This window comes from Flavobacterium psychrotolerans, from assembly GCF_003097635.1.
GTDB classification, from domain to species: Bacteria; Bacteroidota; Bacteroidia; order Flavobacteriales; family Flavobacteriaceae; genus Flavobacterium; species Flavobacterium psychrotolerans.
Genome location: NZ_QCZI01000002.1, coordinates 182,814 through 208,638, shown reverse-complemented (window position 1 = coordinate 208,638; position 25,825 = coordinate 182,814). Strand labels below are relative to the sequence as shown.

General features: G+C 35.8%; 27 protein-coding genes. 22 read left to right on the top strand and 5 right to left on the bottom strand.

The window, feature by feature from the left end; genetic code table 11:
* Positions 1-78: 78 nt before the first annotated feature.
* The 19 genes from DB895_RS02785 (at position 79) to DB895_RS02695 (ending at position 16,296) form a co-directional block, all read left to right on the top strand.
* On the top strand, positions 79-276 hold the full coding sequence (locus DB895_RS02785; protein WP_116723823.1) for a cold-shock protein: 198 nt from the start codon (positions 79-81) through the stop codon (positions 274-276).
* Positions 277-562: 286 nt separating this feature from the next.
* Positions 563-928 carry an NADH-quinone oxidoreductase subunit A gene (locus DB895_RS02780; RefSeq protein WP_116723822.1) on the top strand — a complete coding sequence of 122 codons (366 nt, stop codon included), beginning with the start codon at positions 563-565 and terminating at the stop codon, positions 926-928.
* A gap of 87 nt (positions 929-1,015) precedes the next feature.
* Entirely contained in the window at positions 1,016-1,564 is a 549-nt protein-coding gene (locus tag DB895_RS02775; protein WP_116723821.1) for an NADH-quinone oxidoreductase subunit B, read from the top strand.
* A gap of 4 nt (positions 1,565-1,568) precedes the next feature.
* A complete protein-coding gene (locus DB895_RS02770) occupies positions 1,569-2,087 on the top strand; it encodes an NADH-quinone oxidoreductase subunit C (RefSeq protein WP_116723820.1) in 519 nt (172 codons plus the stop codon).
* Positions 2,088-2,113: 26 nt separating this feature from the next.
* Entirely contained in the window at positions 2,114-3,352 is a 1,239-nt protein-coding gene (locus DB895_RS02765; protein ID WP_116723819.1) for an NADH-quinone oxidoreductase subunit D, read from the top strand.
* A 3-nt stretch (positions 3,353-3,355) separates the two neighbouring features.
* On the top strand, positions 3,356-3,886 hold the full coding sequence (locus tag DB895_RS02760) for a complex I 24 kDa subunit family protein (RefSeq protein WP_116723818.1): 531 nt from the start codon (positions 3,356-3,358) through the stop codon (positions 3,884-3,886).
* 1 nt (position 3,887) lies between these two features.
* Positions 3,888-5,237 carry an NADH-quinone oxidoreductase subunit NuoF gene (nuoF, locus tag DB895_RS02755; RefSeq protein ID WP_116723817.1) on the top strand — a complete coding sequence of 450 codons (1,350 nt, stop codon included), beginning with the start codon at positions 3,888-3,890 and terminating at the stop codon, positions 5,235-5,237.
* A 27-nt stretch (positions 5,238-5,264) separates the two neighbouring features.
* Positions 5,265-5,639, top strand: coding sequence for a four helix bundle protein (locus DB895_RS02750; RefSeq protein ID WP_116723816.1), 375 nt, complete (start codon positions 5,265-5,267; stop codon positions 5,637-5,639).
* A 56-nt stretch (positions 5,640-5,695) separates the two neighbouring features.
* Positions 5,696-6,745, top strand: a complete 1,050-nt coding sequence (locus DB895_RS02745) for a 2Fe-2S iron-sulfur cluster-binding protein (protein WP_116723815.1) — start codon at positions 5,696-5,698, stop codon at positions 6,743-6,745.
* Positions 6,738-7,790 carry an NADH-quinone oxidoreductase subunit NuoH gene (gene nuoH, locus DB895_RS02740; RefSeq protein ID WP_116723814.1) on the top strand — a complete coding sequence of 351 codons (1,053 nt, stop codon included), beginning with the start codon at positions 6,738-6,740 and terminating at the stop codon, positions 7,788-7,790. Before DB895_RS02745 ends, nuoH begins: the two co-directional genes overlap by 8 nt.
* A gap of 23 nt (positions 7,791-7,813) precedes the next feature.
* Entirely contained in the window at positions 7,814-8,332 is a 519-nt protein-coding gene (locus DB895_RS02735; protein WP_116723813.1) for an ORF6N domain-containing protein, read from the top strand.
* A 112-nt stretch (positions 8,333-8,444) separates the two neighbouring features.
* Positions 8,445-8,990 (top strand): NADH-quinone oxidoreductase subunit NuoI, encoded by a 546-nt coding sequence (nuoI, locus tag DB895_RS02730; protein ID WP_116723812.1) that lies wholly within the window; start codon positions 8,445-8,447, stop codon positions 8,988-8,990.
* Complete coding sequence (locus DB895_RS02725) at positions 8,991-9,506, top strand: NADH-quinone oxidoreductase subunit J family protein (RefSeq protein WP_116723811.1); 516 nt, start codon at positions 8,991-8,993, stop codon at positions 9,504-9,506. It begins immediately after the preceding gene.
* Position 9,507: 1 nt separating this feature from the next.
* Positions 9,508-9,828: an NADH-quinone oxidoreductase subunit NuoK gene (nuoK, locus tag DB895_RS02720; protein ID WP_116723810.1), complete on the top strand. Its 321-nt coding sequence runs from the start codon at positions 9,508-9,510 to the stop codon at positions 9,826-9,828.
* Positions 9,829-9,834: 6 nt separating this feature from the next.
* The gene (gene nuoL / locus DB895_RS02715; RefSeq protein WP_116723809.1) at positions 9,835-11,718 is read left to right on the top strand and encodes an NADH-quinone oxidoreductase subunit L; all 1,884 of its coding nucleotides are present in this window, start codon (positions 9,835-9,837) and stop codon (positions 11,716-11,718) included.
* An 8-nt stretch (positions 11,719-11,726) separates the two neighbouring features.
* Positions 11,727-13,166 (top strand): complex I subunit 4 family protein, encoded by a 1,440-nt coding sequence (locus DB895_RS02710; protein ID WP_116723808.1) that lies wholly within the window; start codon positions 11,727-11,729, stop codon positions 13,164-13,166.
* A gap of 12 nt (positions 13,167-13,178) precedes the next feature.
* The gene (locus tag DB895_RS02705) at positions 13,179-14,549 is read left to right on the top strand and encodes an NADH-quinone oxidoreductase subunit N (RefSeq protein ID WP_116723807.1); all 1,371 of its coding nucleotides are present in this window, start codon (positions 13,179-13,181) and stop codon (positions 14,547-14,549) included.
* Between the two features lie 139 nt (positions 14,550-14,688).
* On the top strand, positions 14,689-15,681 hold the full coding sequence (locus DB895_RS02700) for a Gfo/Idh/MocA family protein (protein WP_394336316.1): 993 nt from the start codon (positions 14,689-14,691) through the stop codon (positions 15,679-15,681).
* 123 nt (positions 15,682-15,804) lie between these two features.
* Positions 15,805-16,296, top strand: coding sequence for a hypothetical protein (locus tag DB895_RS02695; RefSeq protein WP_116723806.1), 492 nt, complete (start codon positions 15,805-15,807; stop codon positions 16,294-16,296).
* A gap of 280 nt (positions 16,297-16,576) precedes the next feature.
* Here the strand turns inward: DB895_RS02695 and DB895_RS02690 are convergent, their stop codons facing one another.
* From DB895_RS02690 to DB895_RS02670, 5 genes are all read right to left on the bottom strand, one after another.
* Positions 16,577-19,747, bottom strand: coding sequence for an efflux RND transporter permease subunit (locus DB895_RS02690; RefSeq protein ID WP_116723805.1), 3,171 nt, complete (start codon positions 19,745-19,747; stop codon positions 16,577-16,579).
* A gap of 18 nt (positions 19,748-19,765) precedes the next feature.
* Positions 19,766-20,833, bottom strand: a complete 1,068-nt coding sequence (locus tag DB895_RS02685) for an efflux RND transporter periplasmic adaptor subunit (RefSeq protein WP_116723804.1) — start codon at positions 20,831-20,833, stop codon at positions 19,766-19,768.
* A 10-nt stretch (positions 20,834-20,843) separates the two neighbouring features.
* Positions 20,844-22,184 carry a TolC family protein gene (locus tag DB895_RS02680; protein WP_116723870.1) on the bottom strand — a complete coding sequence of 447 codons (1,341 nt, stop codon included), beginning with the start codon at positions 22,182-22,184 and terminating at the stop codon, positions 20,844-20,846.
* Positions 22,185-22,194: 10 nt separating this feature from the next.
* Positions 22,195-22,791 (bottom strand): TetR/AcrR family transcriptional regulator, encoded by a 597-nt coding sequence (locus DB895_RS02675; protein WP_116723803.1) that lies wholly within the window; start codon positions 22,789-22,791, stop codon positions 22,195-22,197.
* A gap of 84 nt (positions 22,792-22,875) precedes the next feature.
* A complete protein-coding gene (locus tag DB895_RS02670) occupies positions 22,876-23,397 on the bottom strand; it encodes a YceI family protein (protein ID WP_116723802.1) in 522 nt (173 codons plus the stop codon).
* A 244-nt stretch (positions 23,398-23,641) separates the two neighbouring features.
* On the opposite strand from DB895_RS02670, the gene DB895_RS02665 reads away from it, so the two are divergent.
* Genes DB895_RS02665 through DB895_RS02655 form a run of 3 tightly spaced genes read left to right on the top strand, consistent with a single transcriptional unit; the run spans position 23,642 to position 25,722 of the window.
* Positions 23,642-24,616: a polyprenyl synthetase family protein gene (locus DB895_RS02665; RefSeq protein WP_116723801.1), complete on the top strand. Its 975-nt coding sequence runs from the start codon at positions 23,642-23,644 to the stop codon at positions 24,614-24,616.
* A 12-nt stretch (positions 24,617-24,628) separates the two neighbouring features.
* Positions 24,629-25,372, top strand: a complete 744-nt coding sequence (locus DB895_RS02660; protein WP_116723800.1) for a hypothetical protein — start codon at positions 24,629-24,631, stop codon at positions 25,370-25,372.
* Positions 25,369-25,722, top strand: coding sequence for a hypothetical protein (locus DB895_RS02655; RefSeq protein WP_116723799.1), 354 nt, complete (start codon positions 25,369-25,371; stop codon positions 25,720-25,722). The genes DB895_RS02660 and DB895_RS02655 overlap by 4 nt, the downstream gene beginning before the upstream one ends.
* The last annotated feature ends 103 nt before the right edge of the window (positions 25,723-25,825 follow it).

Below are 25,825 nucleotides of genomic sequence, written 5' to 3'. Positions count from 1 at the left end.
AAAAATTAACACATTAGCGTCTTTCGTATGAAATTAAAGATTACATTTGCCTCATTATAAATTATTATTACTATTACAATGCGTACAGGTACAGTTAAATTTTTCAATGAATCTAAAGGTTACGGATTTATTACAGACGAAGAAACAGGAAAAGACATTTTTGTTCATGCATCAGGAATCAACGCAGAAGAATTGCGTGAAGGTGACAGAGTTAGCTATGAAGAAGAAGAAGGAAGAAAAGGAAAAGTTGCTGCGAAAGTAGCAGTTTTGGACTAATAAAAATAAAATTATTTTTATTACCTAACAGAATGTTTAAAGCGTTCCGATTCGTTTCGGGACGTTTTTTTTTGCACATATTTTATTCAAAACAAAACTTTTTTTAGGTTTGGATTCAACTAAACTTAAACACTTCTTAAAGTAAAAATTTTTTGTTATTTATAATTAATAAAAATTGTAAATTTGCATCTATATAGTTACAAGGAAATTTATACTTTTCATTGCCAATTAATTCTTGACGACTATCTTTGTGCCAAATTTTTTCGATTAATAAATTTACGTAATTATGCAATCAACCCAGTCGGATTATATTCCAATTTTAATACAACTTCTGGTAGCAGTAGGTTTTGTTGTTAGTATGATATTGATTTCTGGGAAATTAGGTCCCAAAAGATCTTCTGCCACCAAAGACAAAAATTTCGAATGCGGGATTGAATCTGTGGGAAATGCGCGTATTCCCTTCTCTGTAAAATATTTCCTTGTTGCCATCCTTTTCGTGCTTTTTGATGTGGAGGTTATTTTCCTATATCCTTGGGCAATTAATTTTAAGGAATTAGGAATAGAAGGAATGGTTAAAATGGTCATTTTTATGCTTTTGCTTTTGGTGGGTTTTTTCTACATCATCAAGAAGAAGGCATTGGAATGGGAATAAAAATTATTTTAAATGTTGAATGCTAAATTTTAGATGCTATTCATTTTTAATTCAAAATTCAAAATTTTTAATTCAAAACAATAAAAAATGAGCGATTCAAATATAAAAATGGTTGCCCCGCCAGAAGGAGTTGTCGGAGAAGGTTTCTTCGCTACAAAACTGAATGACGTTGTGGGTTTGGCTAGAGCTAATTCTCTTTGGCCTCTTCCTTTTGCCACTTCTTGTTGTGGAATAGAATTTATGGCCACCATGGCTTCACATTATGATTTAGCAAGATTTGGTTCTGAACGGGTAAGTTTTTCTCCCCGTCAAGCGGATATGCTAATGGTAATGGGAACGATATCCAAAAAAATGGCCCCTATCTTGCGTCAGGTTTATGAACAAATGGCAGAACCCCGTTGGGTTATTTCCGTTGGTGCTTGTGCCTGTTCAGGTGGTATTTTTGATACCTATTCCGTTCTTCAAGGGATCGACAAAGTGATTCCGGTAGATGTTTACGTTCCGGGTTGTCCGCCTAGACCCGAACAAATTGTGGATGGCGTGATGAAATTGCAAGAATTGGTAAGAAGCGAATCTGTAAGAAGAAGAAGTTCGCCTGAGTACCAAGAATTATTGGCTTCTTATAATATCAAATAACGAAATGGCTTTAGAAAATACAGACATTCAAGATAAATTGGTTGGAACATTTGGCGAAAGTGCTTTCAATTTTCAGCAAGAAAGAGACATTTTTTCTTTTGAAATCAAAGCGGACAAAAATACTGCTATTATTTTGTTCTTGAAAAATGATCCAACCTTACAATTTCATTTTTTGACTGATTTATGTGGTGTTCATTATCCAGATAATGATGAAAACCATCAGTTTGCAATAATATATCATTTGCACAATTGGTACGAAAACAAACGTATCCGAATTAAGGCATACCTCAATGGAACTCCGGAAATAAAAACTATTTCAAATATATTCCTTTGTTCCAATTGGATGGAAAGGGAAACGTATGATTTTTACGGTGTAAATTTCATAGGCCACCCGCAATTGAAACGCATTTTGAATATGGATGAAATGATTTCTTTCCCAATGCGGAAAGAATTTCCGATGGAAGATGCAGGAAGAACCGATAAGGATGATAGATTCTTTGGAAGAACAACAATAAATAGCTAAAAAATATAATTTTTCACATTCTATAAATGTCAGAACTATTATTACCACCAGAGCATCGATATGCTAAGATAATACAGGAGAAACTAAACGAAGACGGAAGTGAACTTTCGATTCTAAATTTAGGGCCTACTCACCCCGCAACACACGGTATTTTCCAAAATATTTTGTTGATGGATGGAGAGAAAATTCTCGAAGCGGAACCAACTATTGGTTACATTCACAGGGCTTTCGAAAAAATTGCCGAAAACCGTCCTTTTTACCAAATTACGCCACTTACGGACAGAATGAACTATTGTTCTTCACCCATCAATAACATGGGATGGTGGATGACATTAGAAAAACTGTTAGGTGTTGAAGTTCCCAAAAGAGCCCAATATCTTAGAGTTATTGTAATGGAATTGGCACGAATTACAGACCACTTGATTTGTAATTCCATTCTTGGTGTAGATACGGGTGCATATACCGGATTTTTATACGTTTTCCAATTTAGAGAAAAGGTGTACGAAATCTACGAAGAAATTTGTGGAGCTCGTTTAACAACAAATATGGGAAGAATTGGCGGTTTCGAAAGAGATTGGTCGCCAGAGGCTTTCCGTAAATTAGACGTGTTTTTAGAGGATTTTCCAGTTGCTTGGAAAGAATTTGAAAACCTATTTGAAAGAAACCGAATTTTTATTGACCGAACCGTAAATGTTGGACCAATTTCTGCTGAAAAAGCAATGTCTTACGGATTTACAGGCCCAAACTTACGTGCCGCAGGAGTTGATTATGACGTTCGTGTGGCGCATCCTTATTCGTCTTATGAAGATTTTGAATTTATCGTACCCGTTGGAAAATCAGGCGATACGTACGATCGTTTTTGTGTTCGTAACGCCGAAGTTTGGGAAAGTTTGAGTATCATTCGTCAAGCATTGGCCAAAATGCCTGAAGGAAACGAATATCACGCAGAAGTCCCGGATTACTACTTGCCTCCAAAGGAAGATGTGTATCACGATATGGAATCCTTGATTTATCATTTCAAAATTGTGATGGGTGAAATTCCCGTTCCGGTTGCAGAAATATACCATGCAGTGGAAGGTGGCAATGGAGAATTAGGTTTCTATTTGGAAACTGACGGAAGCAGAACCCCATATAGATTGCACTTTCGCAGACCTTGTTTTATTTATTACCAAGGGTATCCAGAAATGATAAAAGGTGCATTATTATCTGATGCAATTGTAATTTTGTCCAGTTTAAATGTAATTGCTGGAGAATTAGACGCATAAATTATGGAACATACACATTACAAACAAGAAATAAACATGACTCAGGAATTGATGTCTCGCATCAATGAATTGATTAGTCATTACCCTGAAGATAAAAGAAAATCAGCTTTGTTGCCCGTTTTACACGAAGTTCAAGATGCTCACGAGAATTGGTTGAGTCTTGAATTAATGGATAGAGTTGCTGAAATTTTACGCATTAAGCCTATTGAAGTATATGAAGTGGTTTCGTTCTATACGATGTACAATCAAAGACCAATTGGGAAATACATGTTCGAATTCTGTCAAACTTCTCCATGTTGTTTGAACGGGGTGGAAGACTTGATGGATTATACTTGCGACAAATTAGGCGTAAAAATAGGCGAACCCACCCCCGACGGACTCTTTGAAGTAAGAGGCGTGGAGTGTTTAGGCGCTTGCGGATATGCTCCAATGATGCAATTGGGCGATTTTTACAAAGAGCATCTGAATAAAGAAAAAATTGACCAACTGATAGTTGATTGTAGAGATAATAAAATTACGTTACACGATAAATAATATGTCACAAAAAATATTATTAGACAAAATAAATGTTCCAGGTATTAAAACCTATGAAGTGTATCGTAAAAACGGCGGTTATGCTTCTGTAGAAAAAGCCTTAAAAACATTAACTCCAGACGAAGTGGTTGAAGAAGTGAAAACTTCTGGATTACGAGGTCGTGGTGGTGCAGGTTTCCCAGCAGGAATGAAATGGAGTTTTATTGACAAAAAATCAGGAAAACCAAGACATTTGGTTTGCAATGCCGATGAATCGGAACCAGGAACTTTTAAGGATCGCTATTTGATGGAATTTATCCCTCATTTATTGATTGAGGGAATGATTACTTCCAGTTATGCTTTGGGAGCTAACCTTTCTTATATCTACATTCGTGGAGAATACATGTGGGTTTATAAAATATTGGAGAAAGCCATTAACGAAGCCAAATCTGCTGGTTTTTTGGGAAAAAATATATTAGGTTCTGGATATGATTTAGAACTTTATGTTCACTGCGGTGCCGGAGCTTACATTTGTGGAGAAGAAACAGCGTTGATTGAATCTTTGGAAGGCAAACGTGGAAACCCAAGAATCAAACCGCCGTTCCCTGCCATTTCTGGACTTTGGGCTAACCCAACCGTGGTGAATAATGTAGAAACCATTGCTTCGGTGCCTTGGATTGTCAACAATTCGGGTGCGGATTATGCAAAAATTGGAATAGGTCGTTCTACGGGAACCAAATTAATCTCCGCTTCCGGACATATTAAAAATCCCGGAGTTTATGAGATTGAATTGGGATTAAGCGTCTACGAATTCATGAATTCCGATGAATATCTAGGCGGAATGAGTTCCGACAGACCATTAAAAGCATTCGTTCCGGGAGGAAGTTCTGTTCCCGTTTTACCAGCAAACTTGATATATAAAACCGCTGCAGGCGAAGACCGATTGATGTCTTACGAAAGTTTGAGTGACGGTGGATTTGCAACTGGTTCCATGTTAGGATCGGGAGGGTTCATTGTTTATAATGACACTGCTTGTATCGTTCGCAATACCTGGAATTTCTCGAGATTTTACCACCACGAAAGTTGCGGACAATGTTCGCCTTGCCGTGAAGGAACCGGTTGGATGGAAAAAGTATTGCACCGAATAGAAAATGGTCACGGTCGTGAAGAAGACATCGATCTACTTTTAAGCATTCAGAGTAAAATTGAAGGAAATACGATTTGTCCGTTGGGTGATGCAGCAGCCTGGCCTGTAGCAGCCGCAATTCGTCACTTTAGAGATGAATTTGAATACCACATCCGTTTCCCGGAAAAAATAAAAAATAGAGATCATTTTGTAAATGAGCCTTTTTCGAAAGTCGTAATGTCCTAAAGTTGAAAGTCATAACGTAAAGAAAGAATGGGGAAATTTAAATCTTTTGAAGAGATTAATTCTTGGCAAAAATCTAGATTATTTAATAAAAGGATTTATGAAATAACAGAGAATACAATTTTTAAAAAAGATTTCGATTTAGTTAGACAAATTAGAAGAGCTTCAATTTCAATTTCTTCAAATATTGCCGAAGGTTTTGAAAGGAATACAGATAAAGAATTTGTTTATTTTTTGTATGTATCAAAAGCATCAGCTGCCGAAGTAAGGTCGCAATTATATTTAGCATTAGATTTAAACTATATTTCAAAGATAGAATTCGATGAATTATTTTTAAATGTTTCAGATATATCAAAATTATTAAGTGGATTTATAAAATATTTAAATGACAGTCAAAAGAAGTAAAGTCGAAATGTATTCGACATTAAGACATTTGACATTAAGACGTTAAGACTTTAAACATGAAAGTAACCATAGACGGTCAAAGTATAGAAGTAGAACCAGGAACAACCATCTTGCAGGCTGCACGTATGATTGGTGGAGAAGTCGTTCCGCCAGCCATGTGCTATTATTCTAAACTAAAAGGCAGTGGCGGAAAATGCCGTTGTTGTTTGGTTGATATTACCAAAGGAAGTGAAGCCGACCCAAGACCCATGCCAAAATTAATGGCATCTTGTGTAACAGGCTGCCAAGACGGAATGGAAATTGCCAGCAAATCTTCGCCTAGAGTGGAAGAAGCAAGGAAATCGGTAACGGAATTTTTGTTAATCAACCACCCATTAGACTGCCCAGTTTGTGATCAAGCGGGAGAATGTGATTTGCAAAATTTGAGTTTCGAACACGGTAAATCTGAATCCCGTTATATTGAAGAGAAAAGAACGTTTGAGCCGGAAGATATCGGACCGAATATTCAACTGCACATGAATCGTTGCATACTTTGCTACCGTTGTGTGATGGTTGCCGATCAATTGACAGACAATCGGGTGCACGGAGTTATGGATAGAGGGGATCATTCTAATATTTCGACTTGCATTTCAAAAGCCATTGACAATGAGTTTTCAGGAAATATGATTGATGTATGCCCTGTTGGAGCATTGACGGATAAAACGTTTCGATTCAAATCTAGAGTTTGGTTCAATAAACCCTACAATGCACACAGAGATTGTCCTACCTGTTCTGGAAAAACAACCGTTTGGATGTTTGGTGACGAAATTCAACGGGTTACCGGAAGAAAAAACGAATACCACGAAGTAGACGAATTCATCTGTAATGGATGTCGTTTTGACCACAAAGAATTGAAAGACTGGGTTATCGAAGGGCCAAGAAAATTCGAGAAAGATTCGGTAATCAACCAAAACAAATACTACAGGAAACTACACAAAGTGGAGATCGCTACCGAGAAAAATATTTTATTGGGTAGGGATATTGACCGTAAAAAAATCAGTATGCCAGCTATTCCTTTGACTGATGAAGACATTATTAACCAACAAAGTCTAGGCAATAATGAATAGTACACTTATCATAGACAAAAGCGTCATAATACTAGTGGTTTTTGGTGTAACCATGCTTATGGCAATGTATTCTACTTGGGCAGAACGTAAAGTTGCCGCTTGGCTTCAAGATCGGATTGGTCCGAATAGGGCAGGTCCCTTAGGATTGTTTCAGCCTCTTGCGGATGGTTTAAAATTGTTTTCTAAAGAAGAATTTTTCCCTAATACGCCTAATAAATTTTTATTCGTTGTTGGCCCGGCAATTGCCATGAGTACGGCTTTAATGACGAGTGCTGTTATTCCTTGGGGAGATCGATTTCATTTATTTGGAAGGGATATTTTACTTCAGGCGACTGATATTGATGTAGCTTTGTTGTATGTTTTCGGAGTTGTATCCGTTGGAGTTTACGGAATCATGATTGGCGGATGGGCATCTAACAACAAGTTTTCCTTAATGGGGGCGGTTCGTGCCGCATCACAAATGGTTTCTTATGAAGTGGCCATGGGTCTTTCAGTGATTGCTTTGTTAATGATGACCGGAACATTGAGTTTGAGGGAGATTTCGGCACAACAATCCGGAATGGGTTGGAACGTTTTTTACCAGCCTTTATCGTTTTTAATCTTTTTGATTTGTGCTTTTGCAGAAACCAACAGAACGCCTTTTGATTTAGCGGAATGCGAAACAGAATTAATAGGCGGGTATCACACGGAATACTCTTCCATGAAAATGGGATTTTATCTGTTTGCTGAATATGCGAATATGTTTATATCGTCCACCATATTGGCAGTTTTATTCTTTGGGGGGTATAATTATCCTGGAATGAGTTGGGCTGTTGAAAACTGGGGCGTTAATATTGCCAATGTCATTGGAATAGCCGTTTTATTTGCAAAAATTTGTGGATTTATCTTCTTCTACATGTGGGTTCGTTGGACGATTCCAAGATTTAGATACGACCAATTGATGCATTTGGGATGGAGAATACTGATTCCGTTGTCTATCATTAATATTATGATTACAGGAATTGTGCTTTTGAGACACGATATTGCAACTTATTTAGGATTTTAATATTTCAAAGATTAATTCTAAACATGAGTGAAATAATTATTCCAGATGAAATAATAACTAATAAAATTTATTTTGTTAGAAACCAAAAGGTGATGTTAGATAAAGATTTAGCAGAATTATTTGATGTGGAAACTAAACGAATTAATGAACAAATAAAGAGAAATTCATTAAAATTTCCAGAGCATTTTATGTTTCAACTGAATGAAAATGAATTCCAAAACTTGAAGTCGCAATTTGCGACTTCAAGATGGGGAGGAACAAGAAAGCTACCTTATGTTTTTACTGAACACGGTGTGTTGCAGTTGGCAAACGTGTTAAAAAGTGAAAGAGCAACTCAAATGAGTATTAAAATAATTGAAGTATTTGTGAGTTTGAGGGAATTTATAACCAATAATTTGAATACGAAACTAGAAATAGAAGAGATTAAAAAGAAATTAATCAATCACGATAAAAACATAGAATTGGTTTTTAGTTATTTGGATGAATTAATGGAAAAACAAGATAATAAAGTGGAACGAAATAAAATAGGTTATAAAAATTAAAAACATAATTAATAGCGAAAAGCCCTAGCCCTGATAGCAGTGGAAATCCCATTCGTCGCGGCGAATGGATTGAAACGGATAGCAGGATTAAGCTTCAAATAAAAATTACGAAATGTCAATACAAGAAATATCCTTATCGGGAAGAAAAAAGGTGGTTTCCAACAAGGAAATGACTTTTTTGGAAACAATGTATCTTATAGCGATTGTTAAGGGCTTATGGATTACCTTAAAACATTTGTTTCGCAGAAAAGTGACCATTCAATACCCTGAACAAGTAAGAACGATGAGTCCAGTTTATCGCGGACAACACATGTTGAAACGTGACGAACAGGGACGTGAGAACTGCACCGCCTGCGGATTGTGCGCCCTGTCTTGCCCGGCAGAGGCCATTACGATGAAGGCGGCCGAGCGCAAAGCAGACGAAAAACATTTGTACAGAGAAGAGAAATATGCGGAGATCTACGAAATCAATATGTTGCGTTGCATTTTTTGTGGGTTATGTGAAGAAGCCTGTCCGAAAGATGCTATTTATTTGACAACCTCGAAAGTTTTGGTGCCGTCAAGTTACGAAAGGGAAGATTTTATTTTTGGAAAAGATAAATTAGTGATGCCTTTAGATATGGCAATGAAAAATACTCAACTTAAAAACGCTAACTAAATGTCCATTTTACTTATACTTTTTTGTATTCTATCTGCCATAACATTGTTAACGGCTTTTTTGACCGTTTTTAGCAAAAACCCCATACATAGTGCTATTTATTTAGTGATTTGCTTCTTTTCGGTTGCAGGTCATTACTTGTTGCTGAACGCCCAGTTTTTAGCCATTGTTCATGTCATAGTTTATTCTGGGGCAATCATGATTTTGTTCTTGTTTACCATTATGTTAATGAATTTGAATAAGGAAAATGAGGTTCACAAGCCCAGAATTACACGATTAGGTGCTATTGTTTCCTTTTGTTTGATTTGCTTTGTTTTGATACTGATTTTCATAAACTCAAAACCAATTGCCGATGGTTCTTATGATGTAACTGGCGAAGATTACCAATCCATTAAGGTATTGGGTAAAGTCTTGTTAAACGAATATATGGTTCCTTTTGAATATGCTTCCATATTGCTTTTAGTTGCCATGATTGGCGCCGTTTTATTGTCTAAAAAAGAAAAACTAGAGAAATAATATGAATAATATATTAAATCAAATTGGTATAGAAAATTACATCTTCCTTTGCGTAATACTTTTTTGTATTGGCGTTTTTGGGGTGTTGTACAGACGAAATGCCATCATCGTATTTATGTCAATTGAGATTATGCTGAACGCGGTCAACTTGTTGTTTGTGGCTTTTTCAACGTATCATCAAGATGCTCAAGGACAGGTTTTCGTGTTTTTCTCCATGGCGGTAGCAGCAGCAGAAGTTGCCGTAGGTTTGGCAATTTTAGTGTCGATATTTAGAAATTCAGGAACGATTGACGTGGCCAATTTAAAAAACTTAAAAGGATAATTTTCAATGGATACCAATTTAGCTTTAGTCTTACTGTTAACTCCTTTATTAGGATTTTTAATAAATGTTTTCTTCGGGAAAAAATTAGGAAAGACCTTTTCGGGAATTGTAGGAACGCTTTCAGTAGTTGTTTCTTTTGCTGTAACTTTATATTTTTTTGGATATATTACAGTTGCAAAACAACCAATTCAAATTATACTTTTTGATTGGATTTCCATCAGCAATTTCAACCTTAGTTTTGGATTGCTTTTAGACCAATTATCGATTTTATGGTTGCTTTTTGTGACGGGAATAGGTTCTCTGATTCATTTGTATTCCATTAGTTACATGCACGATGATGAGAAGATGCACACGTTTTTTGCTTATTTGAATCTATTCGTATTTTTCATGATTACCTTGGTAATTGGAAGTAACTTATTAGTAATGTTCATTGGTTGGGAAGGCGTTGGTCTTTGTTCTTACTTATTGATTGGCTTTTGGCATAAAAACCAAGAGTATAATGATGCTGCGAAAAAAGCCTTCATTATGAACCGAATTGGGGATTTAGGATTGTTAATCGGTATCTTTATTCTGGGAATGTTATTTTCAACCTTAGATTTCACCACTTTAAAAACCGCAATTTCTGGAGCAACCAATCTTAATTCTTACTGGCTTGGCGTTGCCGCATTTGCCTTATTTATTGGTGCCTGCGGAAAATCGGCACAAATTCCGTTATATACTTGGTTACCCGATGCAATGGCTGGTCCAACACCAGTTTCGGCATTAATTCACGCGGCGACAATGGTAACTGCCGGAATTTTTATGATTTCAAGATTAAATTTTTTATTTGATTTAACTCCAGAAGTTCAAAATATAATTGCCATAATCGGTGCTATAACTGCATTAGTTGCCGCAACTATTGGATTGGTTCAAAATGACATCAAGAAAGTTTTGGCCTATTCTACCGTTTCTCAATTGGGATTGATGTTCTTGGCTTTGGGATTAGGAGCTTATCAAGTTGCTATTTTTCATGTTGTAACGCATGCTTTCTTTAAAGCTTGTTTATTCTTGGGTTCCGGTTCTGTAATTCACGCATTAGGAGGAGAACAAGACATGCGCAAAATGGGCGGTTTGAAAAAAGCAATGCCAATTACTTTTATGACCATGTTAGTCGCTTCTTTGGCGATTGCGGGAATTTTTCCTTTCGCAGGGTTCTGGTCTAAAGATGAAATTTTAATCACTGCTTTCGAACACAATATTGTTCTTTGGGTTATTGGTTCTGTCGCCTCGATTATGACTGCATTTTATATGTTTAGATTGATGTATTTGACGTTCTTCAAAGAATTTAGAGGAACAGAAGACCAAAAACACCATTTACATGAAAGCCCTTCTTTGATCACCGCGCCGTTAATTATACTTGCTGTTTTATCTTTCATTGGTGGTTTAATTAGTTTGCCAAAAAATAGTTGGTTGAATGAGTATTTGGCTCCCATTTTCAGAAAAGTGACTGAAGAAGAACACACTTTGGGAACTTTTGAATATGGCTTAATGGCAATTGCTTTGGCTGGTGCATTCATCGGAATAGGAATTGCCTATTCTAAATACATCAAACAAAATAGTGTTCCCGAAGAAGATTCTAAAATCACAGGAATTTCAAAAGTGCTTTACAACAAATATTATGTTGATGAAGCGTATGATGTCCTTTTCGTGAAACCAATCAATGCATTGTCCGGTTTCTTTAGAGATTATATCGAGACTTCTATATCAGCATTGGTTTTTGGATTAGCGAAAGTGACCAATGAATTAAGTTTTCAAGGTAAAAAATTACATAACGGAAGCATTGGGTTTTATCTTTTTGCTTTTGTTCTCGGACTTTGTGCCATTATTTCCTATTTATTCTTAGCTCAATAATTTCTACTATGAACGTATCTCTTCTATTAATTTTACTTTTAGTTGGTGCATTTGCAACTTATTTGGCTGGTGACAAACTAGCTTCAAAAGTGGCTTTGTTCTTTAGTTTAGCCGTCTTAGGCTGTTCAATTGTCTTGCTAAACCATTTTAATGCCGGCGAAAACATCAGTTTCATCAACCAATGGATTTCACAACCGAACATCTCTTTTGCTTTACAAGCGGATGGACTTTCCTTGGCGATGCTTTTATTGACAACTGCTTTAACCCCGTTAATTATATTTTCTTCTTTCGGGAATGAATATAAAAACGCCAAATCTTTTTATGCTTTAATCTTGTTTATGGCATTTGCCATGGCAGGAACCTTTCTTGCCGCTGACGGATTGTTGTATTACATTTTCTGGGAATTGTCATTAATCCCAATTTACTTCATTGCTTTGCTTTGGGGTAACGGAGATGCCGAAGAACGTAAAACGGCTGTGGTAAAATTCTTTATCTACACCTTAGCGGGTTCGTTATTCATGCTGGTTGCTTTTATTTATTTGTACCAAAGAGCAGGAAGTTTGCTAATAGATGATTTATACAAATTAGATTTAACCGCTTCTGAGCAATTGTGGATATTCTTGGCTTTCTTCTTGGCTTATGCCATCAAAATTCCAATAATCCCTTTTCATACCTGGCAAGCAAAAGTCTACCAAAAAGCACCAACCGTTGGAACCATGTTGCTTTCTGGGATTATGCTAAAAATGGGATTGTACAGTGTCATTCGTTGGCAATTGCCCATTGCGCCATTGGCGGCTAAACAATACATGTTTGTTTTCATAGCGCTTGGAATTGCAGGAGTAATTTATGGCTCAATAGTCGCTTTACGCCAAAAAGACTTGAAGAAATTATTAGCTTATTCCTCCTTGGCACACGTTGGATTAATTGCCGCAGGAGCTTATACCTTAACCCTTGACGGATTGCGTGGTGCGGTTTTGCAAATGATTGCCCATGGTTTTGTGGTGGTAGGATTATTTTTTGCGGCCGAAATCATTTTCAGAAGATACGATACCCGAACCATTTCAGAAATGGGAGGTATTCGTTCCCAATCCCCTAAATTTACTTCCATGTTTATGATTTTGGTATTGGCCTCTGTTGCATTGCCATCCACATTTAACTTTGTTGGTGAGTTTACCGTTTTGTACAGCCTTTCTCAAATTAACATTTGGTTTGCCATTTTAGGTGGAACAACCATTATTTTAGGAGCGTATTATATGCTGAAAATGTTTCAACACGTGATGCTGGGAGAAACAAACAAGAAAATTTTTGCAGATGTAACCCTAAACGAAGGATTAACAATGGTGATTATTGTCGCCGTATTATTCTTTTTTGGAATGTATCCAAAACCAATCATAGACTTGATCACGCCAAGTCTTGAAAATATCCTAACTCAAATAAACCGTAACTAGTCAAATAAAAAAATGAATACATTAATAGCTATAACAGGATTAGGTGTTTTATGCCTTTTATTTGAAATTTTAAATTTAAGAAAAGCCATTGTTCCAATGACCATCATCGGATTATTAGCTATTCTTGGATTAACGGTATCGGAATTTAATACTTCCGGAAGTTTCTACAATAACATGATTGTAGTTAATAAATTTTCAATGGCATTTTCAAGTTTGTTCATCGTACTTACCATTTTCTTGGTGGGTTTAAGCCATAATTTCTATGAGGATCATCAATCCAAGTTGTCTGATTTTATTGCCATAAAAATATTTTTATTGTCAGGCGCAGTGGCTATGGTTTCTTTTGGAAATTTAGCCATGTTCTTTTTAGGGATAGAAGTATTGTCTATTTCACTGTATGTTTTGGCAGCAAGCAACAGGATGAATTTAAAAAGCAACGAAGCCGGTATGAAATATTTCCTAATGGGCTCCTTTGCCTCGGGAATCATATTGTTCGGAATTTGCTTGATATATGGTGCTATGGGAAGTTTTGACGTTGTCGAAATTAGCGAATTGTCTCGTTCCGCTGAATTACCAATTTGGTTTCCAATAGGAATAGCAATGGTTACCATCGGAATGCTTTTCAAAATTGCAGCTGTTCCTTTTCATTTCTGGGCTCCCGATGTTTATGAAGGTTCACCTGCATTGACAACGGCAACCATGAGTACGTTAGCCAAAGTGGTTGCTATGGCTACGTTATACAAATTATTGTCAGTAATGAATGCCAATATCTCCTATGCGTTTCAAATTATTATTGTCGTCCTTTCTATAGCTTCGATGACCGTTGGGAACATCATGGCGTTAAGACAAACGAACGTGAAACGAATGCTGGCTTTTTCCGGAATTTCTCACGCTGGTTTTATGTTAATGGCTTTGTTGAGTTTGTCAACATCCGCAAGCGACTTATTATATTATGCTTCCACTTATTCCTTGGCTGGAATTGCTGCTTTTAGTGTTATTTTATATGTTTGCAAAAATCGGGATAATGAAGATATTGTGAACTTTCACGGTTTGGGAAAAACCAACCCATTATTAGCGGCTGTATTAACCGGAGCCTTGCTCTCCATGGCTGGAATCCCTATTTTCTCTGGGTTTTTCGCCAAATTAGTATTGTTTAATCAAACCATAGAGGCGGGATATCTTGTAGTGGTGATTGTCGCAGTAATCAACTCCATCATAAGTGTGGGTTACTATTTTAAGCTGATTTTAGCCATGTATACTAAAGAGCCTAACGAAGAACGAGCAGGTACGCCGTTCTTTATTTATGCGGTGGCTGTTGTATCGATAGCATTGAATGTTGTATTGGGATTATTTCCTTCTTTGGTATTGGATTTATTAGGTTAAATTTTTCCCTTAAAATATATTTAAAGACCATCCTTACAGATGGTTTTTTTATTTCAGGAGTATGATTTTCTAAAATCAATACCCAACTTTTTAAACTAAATTTGCTTTTAATAGTTATAAATCATAGAATCAATTCTGAATGATGTATAAAAATAGTAATTCGAAAATTATTCGTTGGGGCATTTTGGGCTGTGGAAATGTCACCGAAATAAAAAGTGGCCCTGCTTACCAAAAAACAGATGGATTTCAAATCGTTGCCGTGATGAGAAGAGATGGTGAAAAGGCTGCTGATTATGCAAAGAGGCATCATATCAACAAATTTTACACGAATGCCGATGAACTAATCAACGACCCAGAAATTGATGCTATTTACATTGCCACGCCCCCTGACAGTCATAAACATTATGGACTTAAAGTAGCTCAGGCAGGTAAAATATGTTGTATTGAAAAACCATTAGCGCCAAATTATGCTGATTGTCTTGTTATTTGCGAAGCATTCAAACAAAAAAATATTCCTTTATTTGTTGCATATTATAGACGTTCTCTACCGCGTTTTAACCAAATAAAAAAATGGATTGACAACAATTCCATAGGTAACATTAGACATTTGAGATGGCATTTGAGTAAACCCGCATCACCACTAGATTTGAGTAAAAATTACAATTGGCGTACCGATTCTACTATTGCAACTGGTGGTTATTTTGATGATTTGGCTTGTCATGGACTTGATTTGTTTACCTATCTTTTCGGAAATGTAAAAGAAGTCTCTGGCATTTGTATCAATCAACAAGGCTTATATTCCGCAAATGATGCTTTAACAGCCTGTTGGCTACATGAATCAGGAATTACGGGAACTGGAAGTTGGAACTTTGGCTGTAGCATGCGAGAAGATGTTGTTGAAATTTTTGGAAGTCAGGGTAAAATTCACTTCTCGGTATTCGATGACAAACCAGTGGCTCTTATTAACGAACATGGAACAACCGAACTTTACATAGAAAATCCTGAACACATACAATTGTATCATGTTGAAAATATGCGCAATCATCTTCTTGGTGAAACGACACATCCTTCTAGCGGATTAACAGCTGCACATACCAGTTGGGTTATGGATCAAATTATTGGAAATCTTTAGAATAAAGATTTTTTCATTATAAAATTGGAGGGAGTCTTAATAGAGATGTGCTAATAGTTTTTCGCTTTGATACTTTTAATTAATTTCACATGTCTTATCTTTGTTAAATCGAATCGAAACAAAATGAAACCCATAAATGAAATTTTAAAAGAAGTAAAGGTAAAAATCAAGAATTCACCTTTAGACCTTAAATTGCTCTTTCTCTTTTCATTCTTAATGACAATTGCAAGCATCTATATTCATCTAGGATCAAATAAAGATTTATATAGAAGTATAATTCCATATACAGGATGGTCGCCAGGACAAGAATATCTCTCTCTACTGTTTTTTATACCTTTTTTTAGTCAAAATATTACAAACCTTCAAAAAAGTATAATATTAACTAGGCGTCTTAGTGCTGCTCTTTTAGGAATATCTTTAATATCTGGAATTATATTTTGGACTTTGGTTTCGCCAGAAGATTATACTAATCCCAATCCTTATTTGCGTTACGATTCTCTAACGCCCATTTTTACTATTGCATTGCCTTTATTTTGGATATTAATTTTGGGCGGTTTTCAATTAAAAGATTATTTCAATAACAAGAATAATTCAATGACGTTAAGAGAATTTTAAAGCTTCAAAAATCAATACTTAGTTATTGACAACATCATTAGATTATCAAAAACAGAACTTGTCATAAGTAATTTTGAAACTATTAAGTATGTGTTCCCTTAAAATCAGGCCAAAAACAGCCGCATTTAAGACAGAAATAAACAATTTAAATGGTTTTCACCGAACGAATGTTTAATGCGTCAATAAAGCCAAATAAATAGGAGTATTTATTAAATAAAAAACAGCAGTAAACATTTGCTTACTACTGTCTATTTTTTTTAAAATGCTATTCCAAGTTTTTTTAAACCTTATGTTTTGGATTAAAACCGTCCACTAATTTTCGGTGTTTGTATTCGGCAGTCATCAATTCGCCATAATTTACTTTTTTATCTCTACCTAAACGTACTCTTATGCTATCAAAAATAGCATATACTACAGGCACAACTATCAAAGTAAGGAAAAGGGAAGACATCAAACCTCCGATAACTACCCATGCCAATCCGTTGTTCATTTCGGCAGCGGCGCCTTTGGCCAAGGCAATAGGAATCATACCAATTACCATGGCAATTGTCGTCATCAAAATAGGACGAAGACGCGAATGATTGGCTTGAATTAAGGCGTTGAATGTCGTTTCTCCAGCCTCTTTTCTGTGGTTAGCAAAGTCAACTAATAAAATCGCATTCTTACACACCAGACCAATCAACATGATAATCCCTAATATTGTAAAGATATTTAGTGAGTTGTTTGTTAAAGCCAAGGCTAATAAAGCTCCGATGAACGATAACGGAATGGAAAACAACACCACAAATGGAGTAACAAAATCATCATACAAAGCTACCATTACAAGATATACCAAGATAATAGCCGCTAAAAGTGCAATTCCAAGTGTTCCAAAACCTTCGGTCTGGTTTTCCATATCACCACCCCAAATATAATTTACACCCGCTGGTTTCTCCATTTTTGAGAAAACGGCTTCCCATTCGCCAGCGATTGTGCCAGAAGGACGACCAACAGTTTGTGCTTGTATAGTTACAGCAGTACTCTTGTCTCTTCTCTCTAACATACTTGGTCCAGAACTTTCTATTACATCGGCAAATTGCGATAACTTAATTTGTTGACCTGCATTGTTTATGAAAATTAAGTCGTTGACATCTTTAGCATTCGAACGGTCATATTCATTAAAACGAATGTTAATGTCGTACTCGTATTCTCCAGCGCGGAATTTTCCATCTGTATTCCCACTAAAAGCCGTTTGCATGGTCATCCCCACTGTTTGAAGATTCAACCCTAAAGTAGCCATTTTATCACGGTTTACAGCCACTTTAATTTCAGGATTTCCTGCTTCGGAGGTTAATTTAACTTCTGATGATCCCGGAATTTTTTTCAATTCAGCTGCCGCTTTGGTAGCAAAGGCTATCACATCTTCAAAATTTGACCCCGTAACGGTTAACATAATTGGCGCTTGGTCAGCTCCCATTATCCCCATAGGAACGGTTTTAACTTTAGCTCCAACCAATACTTTTTCTAATTCACGTTTGATTTTTGCCGCAAATATGAAGGAGTCGTCATCACGTTTGGTTTTGTCAACCAATGAAACTAGGATTTCCGCTTTGTAAGCAGTAGCTTGTGTGGCTCCCATTCCTTCACTGGTTTGCCCAACGGTAGTAATCAAATCCACCACATTTTTATCGTTTCGTAAAAATTCCTCGGCTTTTTGGGTCATGAAATTGGTTTGCTCTACCGAAGCATCTTTTGGCATTTCAATTTGTACCAAGAATTCTCCTTTGTCTGTTTTGGCAAAGAATTCCCCTCCAATAAAACCTCCACCAACTAATCCCATCGTCGAGGCCAAGAAAAGTACTGAAACAATGGCAAGAGTAGTTTTTTTATACTTCAATGACCATTTTAAGATGTCGGTTACTTTGTGGGTAAAGACGTCTAAATAAGATTCGAAACCTAAAATAACTCGACCAAAGAATGTCTTTTTGGTGATGTGTTCTAATTTTCCATAACGGGAGAACAACCAAGGCACGATGGTAAATGAAGCTAGCAAGGAGAACAAGGTGGCAATAATTACCGTTACACAAAATTGAGTGATGATATTGGAAACAAGTCCGGTACTCATTGCAATTGGAAGGAATACCACGATGATTACCAACGTAATCGCCATTACGGTAAAACCAATTTCGGCAGCTCCGTCATAAGCAGCACGTACTTTGTTTTTACCCATTTCCATATGGCGGTGAATGTTTTCCAGAACCACAATCGCATCATCCACAAGGATACCTACCACTAACGAAAGTCCTAATAAACTCATCAAGTTTAAGGTGTAATCCATTAAATATATTCCGATGAAAGTCGCAATTAGCGAAGCTGGAATCGAAACCATAACGATCAATGCATTACGAATACTGTGCAAGAAGAACAACATTACAAAAGCCACCAAGAATATGGCAATAAATAAATCATGCATTACCCCATCGGCAGCAGTTAGGGTAAATTCGCTACTATCGTTGGCTACCGCTAATTTCAAATTCGATTTGGCATAATCTTTCTCGATTTGGGCAATGGCTTTTTTTACTTTGGCACTTACCTCAACGGCATTGGCATCCGATTGTTTGATAACTTGAAGAATGATGGAACTTTTTTGATTTACTCTCGAAATTTTTTCTACATCTTTTTGTGCGTCTTGAACATCGGCAATGTCTCCCAAACGAATTTGTACACCATTGTTTGATGAAATAACCAAATTACGCATTTCTTCCACCGATTTGTATTTTCCAGACAAACGAATTTGTGTTTTGTTTTCTCTGGTTTTGATGTTTCCTGTTGGAAAATCAAGGTTGGAACCAAGAACGGCTTGTTGTACCTGAGGAACAGAAAGTCCATATCCTTGCAGTTTTTTGGAATCTAAACTTACTTTGATTTCTCTCTCTTGTCCACCCACGAGGTTTACCTGTGCCACACCGGGAACACGAGACAATATTGGTTGGATTTTTTTGTCCAATAAATCATAGAAGGCAATTTCGTCCATTTTTCCAGTGGCGCCAATTGTCATGATCGGCAAATCGCTCAGCGAGAATTTGCTCAAGGATGGTGGATCAACATCTTCCGGAAGGTCTTTTAATACCGCATTGATTTTTCGTTGGGCATCATTCAAGGCGTAATCGGCATCGGCTTCAGTAGTTAGGGTTATCATTACCACCGAAAGACTTTCGTACGATTTGGATTCAATTTTCTTGATGTTTTCCATGGTGGAAATGGCATCTTCCAGTTTTTTGGTCACGGTATTTTCAACCTCACCCGGCGAAGCTCCTGGATATACGGTCGAAACTGTAACTACATTGATTTCAAATTTTGGAATTAATTCGTAGCTCAGTTGTTTGTAACTGAACAGGCCACCCAATAGTAATATGGTAAATAATACTATGACTATTGATGGTCGTTTTATGGATATATCAACTATTTTCATTTGTTGTCTTTAAGGAAATTATTTAACGATGCTTACTTTGGTACTGTCGCTCAAATTGATTTGTCCGCTTGTAACGACAGTATCGCCATTGTTTAATCCGTCCAAGATCTCTACTTTGTCGCCAAAGATTCTTCCAGAAACGATTTTTTTCAAAGTAGCTATATTGTTGGATACCACAAATACTTGGTTGCTGCTCACACTACCTACGAAAGCCGTTCTTGGTATAGTTTTGACATCGGCTTGTTTTGCAGTATTGGTTCCAAAAGTTGCAGTTCCGTACATTCCTGCTTTGATTTCGTTATTTGGATTGTTGGCTATTTCAATTTCTATTGGGAAATTTAGAGTTTCATCCGCTTTTGAAGCAATAAAAGTGATTTTGCCAGTTAGTGATTTGTCTGGAAATACACTTGCAGCAATAGCTACACTGTTTCCTAGTTTCAAGCTTGCCACTTGGCTTTCGTTAACACTAACTTTTAACTTTAGTTTAGAAACATTCACAATGTCAAACAATTCAGTTGCTGGCATTCCTGTTAAAATAGAACCCTGCTCAATGTATTTTTTATTGATAAAACCACTAATTGGAGCTTTAATTCTAGTATCTCCAACGTTGATATTTGATTGGGTTAATTGAGCTTTAGCATTTATCATTGCCAGCTTTGCTTGATCTAATTGTTGTTTAGTAACACCTCCAGTTTTAAAGGCATTTTCATATCTGCTATAATCTGCTGCTGCATTTTGATAGGATGAATTTGCAGTTTGGGCATTAACGTTTATGACATCGCTTCTAACGATTGCCAATGTTTGTCCTACAGTTACATAGTCGCCTTCTTTTGCTAAAACACGAATTACTTTTCCTGATTTTTCTGCCGAAAATGTTAATTCTTGAATAGGTTCAAAGTTTCCGTTTGCTTTAAATACGTCATCCAATTTTCCGGTAGTCACTGTGGCAGTTCGTACGGCAACAGAACTATTTTTTTCGGCTACAATGGCTGTATCTTCTGCGTTTTTCTTCTTGTTGTTGATTAATGTGAATGCTGCACCTCCTATTAATGCCACAGCAATTATGATGTAAATTGTTTTTTTCATTTTGAGTTATTTAGTTTACTAAGTTTTTTAATTCGCCTTTTGATTTGATTAATTGAATTTCTGCTAATTTGTAATCTAATATTGCTGAAGTGTAATTGTTTTGTGCTTCGGTTAAAGCATTTTCAGCATCTAATAGATCGGTTAAGGAAGCCAGTCCTTGATAGTAATTGTTTTTGGTATTGTCTAAAACTTCTTGAGCCAATTGTGCATTTTCTTTTTGGGTTTTTATGGTCACTAAGCTGTTGTCTATTTGCAGTTTGGAGTTTTCATAGGCCAAATCAAGCGCCAGCTTGGTGTCACTCAAATCCTCTTTTATTTTTTTCAATTCAATATCTGCTTGTCTTATTTTGGCACGAGTCCCGAAACCGGTAAACAAAGGCACTCTTAAATTTAATCCGACCGATGAAAAATTTGTCCAATACACTCCGTCTGAAGGAAGTGCTCCCAACGGCATTTTTTGACCTTGACCAATAAAATTGTAGTTGCCATTTAAAGAAAGTGTTGGATAATACCCTGCTACGATTGATTTTTTCTGAAATTCCAGTAATTGTTCATTTTTCTTTAAAAGCAAATATTCCGTTCTGTTTGTTGTGTTTGGTGCTTCGGAAAGTGCTTGTGGGGTCACTTCAAATACCGCTTGTGGAATGTTTATTTTAGTTTCAATTGGCATTCCCATATAAAACTTCAATGCGTTTTCTTGCAGTTGAACCGCATTGGAAATTTGTTGGCGTTGCGTACTAATATTGGATAGTTTTACTGAAATTCGATCCAAATCAATTTTTTTTGCCAGACCATTTTCATATTGTGACTTCACAATATTTTTAATCTTTGAAGTGTTTTTGAATGTTGTATCAATAACCGTAAGTTTTTGGCGTTGCACATACACTTGATAATAGGCGCTTGCAACACGTTCAATCACTTGTTCTTCTGTTAATTGCTCGTTTATCTGATAAAACTCTCTTGTTGACCTAGCTGCTTTTAAACCAGTAAAAACGGATTGATCAAACAAATTCTGAGTTAAGGAGACTCCCGCAGTAGCACTCCAAGGCTGTCCAAATTTAGCTTGTATGATTGTTCCCTTTTCACCTCCGAAGGCACCTGCATCCAAGAAAGTAGATTGTATTACAGGATTGTAGGTTAAACTTCCATTGGCAGAAATTTGTGGTAATGCTCTGGAACGTACCTCTTGTATTTGATATTCGCTGTTTTCTACTTTTAGCCTTGCTTTTTTAGCCTCGGCTTTATTTTCTAGGGAGTAAGTTATCGCTTCTTTTAGGGTTAACGATTTTATTTCTTGTGCATTTGCTACTATGGCAAAGGTTAGGAAAGTGATTAAAATTATTCTTTTCATGAATGGGTGTTTATATATTAAAATGTAATAATTGTTTTTCAAGTTCTATAATTCCTTTTGGTGTTGCCATAGCTCTGGTGTGGTATTCCAAGGCTTGCAATTCCAGTTCTTTTGCTTTATTTTCGGAGCTGGTGTTCCCATTAATGCTAAAAATCAGGGTGTAATAAAAACCAACATAGGTGACAATTGAGATGTCTTTTCTGTACAAACCCTGCTCGATTCCTTTTTCTATGTTTTGTTTAAAAACGGCATTGCATTCATTTATTTCTCGGGACATTACCTTGTCATAGATTTCAGGATAATGTTTTCTTAGTTGATAGGCAGGAGAGGCTTCTCCTGTTTTAAACATTTCTTTAAACATCTTCCTGATTTCAAAATTTTCCTCTATAGCATTGTGGTTTTTGGCAACTATAGTGTCAATACTTTGATGAATTGCCTTATGAACTATTTCTGTTGTTTCTGCAATGAGGATTTCCTTGTTGCAGAAATATTTGTAAATTGTTTTTTTAGATATGCACATTTCACAGGCAATATCATCCATGGTGACGCTTTTAAAACCGAGTTTTAAGAAAAGATCGGTTGCTTTTGCTATAATTTTATCTTTCATTTTTCCTTAATATGTTTCAAATTGATAGTAAACTTTGTTCTAAATCCAATGAGTTGAATGTCAAAATAATTTTCTTGTTCTTTATTAAACCTTAAATTCCAAATTAGCAATAAGCTTGATGTCTTGTCCCGATGCTATTCCTCCCGTTTGGGTAAAGGAATTAAATGCCAGTCCAAAATCTTTGCGATTGATGTCTCCGGTTATTTCAAAAGCAGCTTTTCGATCTCCATTATAGGTGTTGTATCCTATGAATTCGGTATCAAGTTCGACCACTTTTGTTATGTTTTTAATGGTTAAGTTCCCTTTCAAAAAATTGATGTTTTTATTTACTTTTTGGAAAGACGTAGATTTAAAACTGATAATTGGGTATTCATTGATATCTAAAAAATCGTTTAGCCTTAAATGAGTATCTATTTGTTCCAGTTTGGTATCCTTGTTGTTTACGTCTAATGAAAATTCTATCGATGCGTCCTCAATTTCATTGTCCTTAATATCAACATGACCATTAAATTTATTTATTGTTCCGGCTAAGTAAGCGATTATGGAATGCCTCATTTTAATCAAAACATCCGATTGGCTTGAATCAATTTCCCAAGTTGTTTTCATAATTTGTTCTGTTAATTTATTTTTTGGGCTTTGGTTGAAGTAATGAAGAACCTTTCTTAATTCAGAAAAGATCTCTATATCCGGTGCAAATATACAAAGGAAACTTTAAATACCAAAAAAGTTTCCAATGTTTTTAATTATTTTGGAGAGAGAACAATAGCGACTATAAATTTGAACCGTTTTTAAAACTCATAATTCATAATTGAATTGTATCTTTGCTATTTTCAAATTTGAACCTTATTTTATGCATTCCATATACCAATATCAGGAGTTTATTTCAGATTATTTACAAGAACAATATGAAGATAAGGAGCCTAAAAACTTGTATGAACCTATACGGTATATTCTGGAACTTGGTGGTAAAAGAATACGCCCTGTTTTGACTCTAATGAGTAGTGAAGTTTTTGATGCCGACTATAAAAAAGCGCTTCCAGCAGCCTTGGCTGTTGAGGTTTTTCATAATTTTTCTTTAATCCATGATGACATAATGGATGATGCGCCTTTGCGAAGAGGAAACGAAACGGTTCATGAAAAATGGGATATTAATACTGGAATTCTTTCGGGAGATGCCATGCTGATTTTGGCGTACCAATTTTTTGAAAAATACGAACCCAATATTTTTAAGGAGTTGGCAAAATTATTCAGCAAAACTGCACTTGAAGTTTGCGAAGGTCAGCAATGGGATGTTGATTTTGAAAACAGGGAAGACGTCACCATTCCTGAATATCTAAAAATGATCCAGTACAAAACCGCTGTTCTTGTGGCAGCAGCGATGAAAATGGGAGCCATTATTGCAGAAACTTCGAATGAAAATGCCAATTTAATTTATGATTTCGGTTTAAATTTAGGTTTGGCGTTCCAGTTGCAGGATGATTATCTGGATGTTTTTGGAGATCCGGAAACTTTTGGAAAACAAGTTGGTGGGGATATCATCGAAAACAAAAAAACGTATTTATACCTTAAAGCTATTGAGTTTGCTTCTGAAGATGAGAAAGAACAACTCCTGCATTTGTTTTCAATTCATCCTATTGATAACGTAGATAAAATCAACTCTGTAAAAGCAGTCTTTAACGCAACTGGAGCATCTCGTGTCACAAAAAAAGCTATACAGGATTATACTTTAAAAGCGTTTGAAACTTTGCATAAAATAAATATAGATGACGACAAAAAAGCAATTTTACAATTGTTTGGAGAAAATTTGATGGGAAGAAAAGTATAGTAATGTAGTTTTATGGATAAATTTTTTCAACATTCTGTTTTCAATCGCGATCATTCAAATCAGAAACAGCAACTGTTTTATGCAATTTTTTTTACCGTATTTACGATAGCTGCCTTGGGGATTGATTCTGTATTTTTCACCCGACATTTTTTTAATGCCAGATTAATAACCAATTTTTTTGCCATTATTTATTTTTCACTTTTCTTTCTGTCTTCGGATTCGCATTTAAGAAAATTGATGTTTGTAATGGTTTTTCTATCCTATATTGGCGAATTGATTTTTTGCAATTTATTAGGGATGTACAATTATAGGACAGATGCTATTCCGTTGTATGTCCCCTTTGGCCATGCCATAGTCTATGGCTCTGGATATGTCTTTGCCAACACAAAATTTGCGATTAAAAATGAAACTATTTTGCGATTGTTTTTCGTCTTTTTTTTCATTGTATTATTTTTGTCGGTTGTGATTTTTCTAAATGACATTTTTACTTTAGTTTTTGGAGGGCTGTTTTTTTTGATTTTAATGAGGAAAAAATGGCAAAACCTCTATTGTTTCATTGCACTTTGTGTTATCTTTATTGAACTTGTGGGTACGTATTTTCAGTGTTGGATTTGGGTTCCCAAAATTTTTGGCTCTATTCCTGCGGCAAATCCACCAATGGGTGCCGTGTTTTTTTATGCGGGAGGCGATGTCCTATTGGCTAAAATTGTATCCGCTTGGGATAAAAAATCAAATAATATTTTTATTGCTCCATGAATTTCATTTCCCCAAAATCTACTGATTTGTTGCTTTCTGAGGCAAAGAGCGAAAGCTTGTACTTAAAATTAATCGAACAAATTAATAAGGATTTTAATTTGGCTAATGAGGGCATTGATTTGCCTATGAGCATTTCGCCTAATGAATTAAAGATTCAATTGCACGAAAAAATCTACCGATTAATTCAATATAAATTTGCCGAATATCTCAATTTGCTTTACATAATAGATGTTTCTGAAGATGAGATAAAAAAATTAGATGGTTCAGATATAGTCATCCTTGCTGAACATGTCACTTTTTTGATATTGAAAAGAGAATGGCAGAAGGTGTGGTTTAGAAACAGATTTTGATAGAAACGGAAATTAGCCCATCATTACCTATAAATTCAGATATAAAAGTCATCCACGAATAATTTTATTGAAAAAATATAATAATCTGCAAAATATTTCTTAA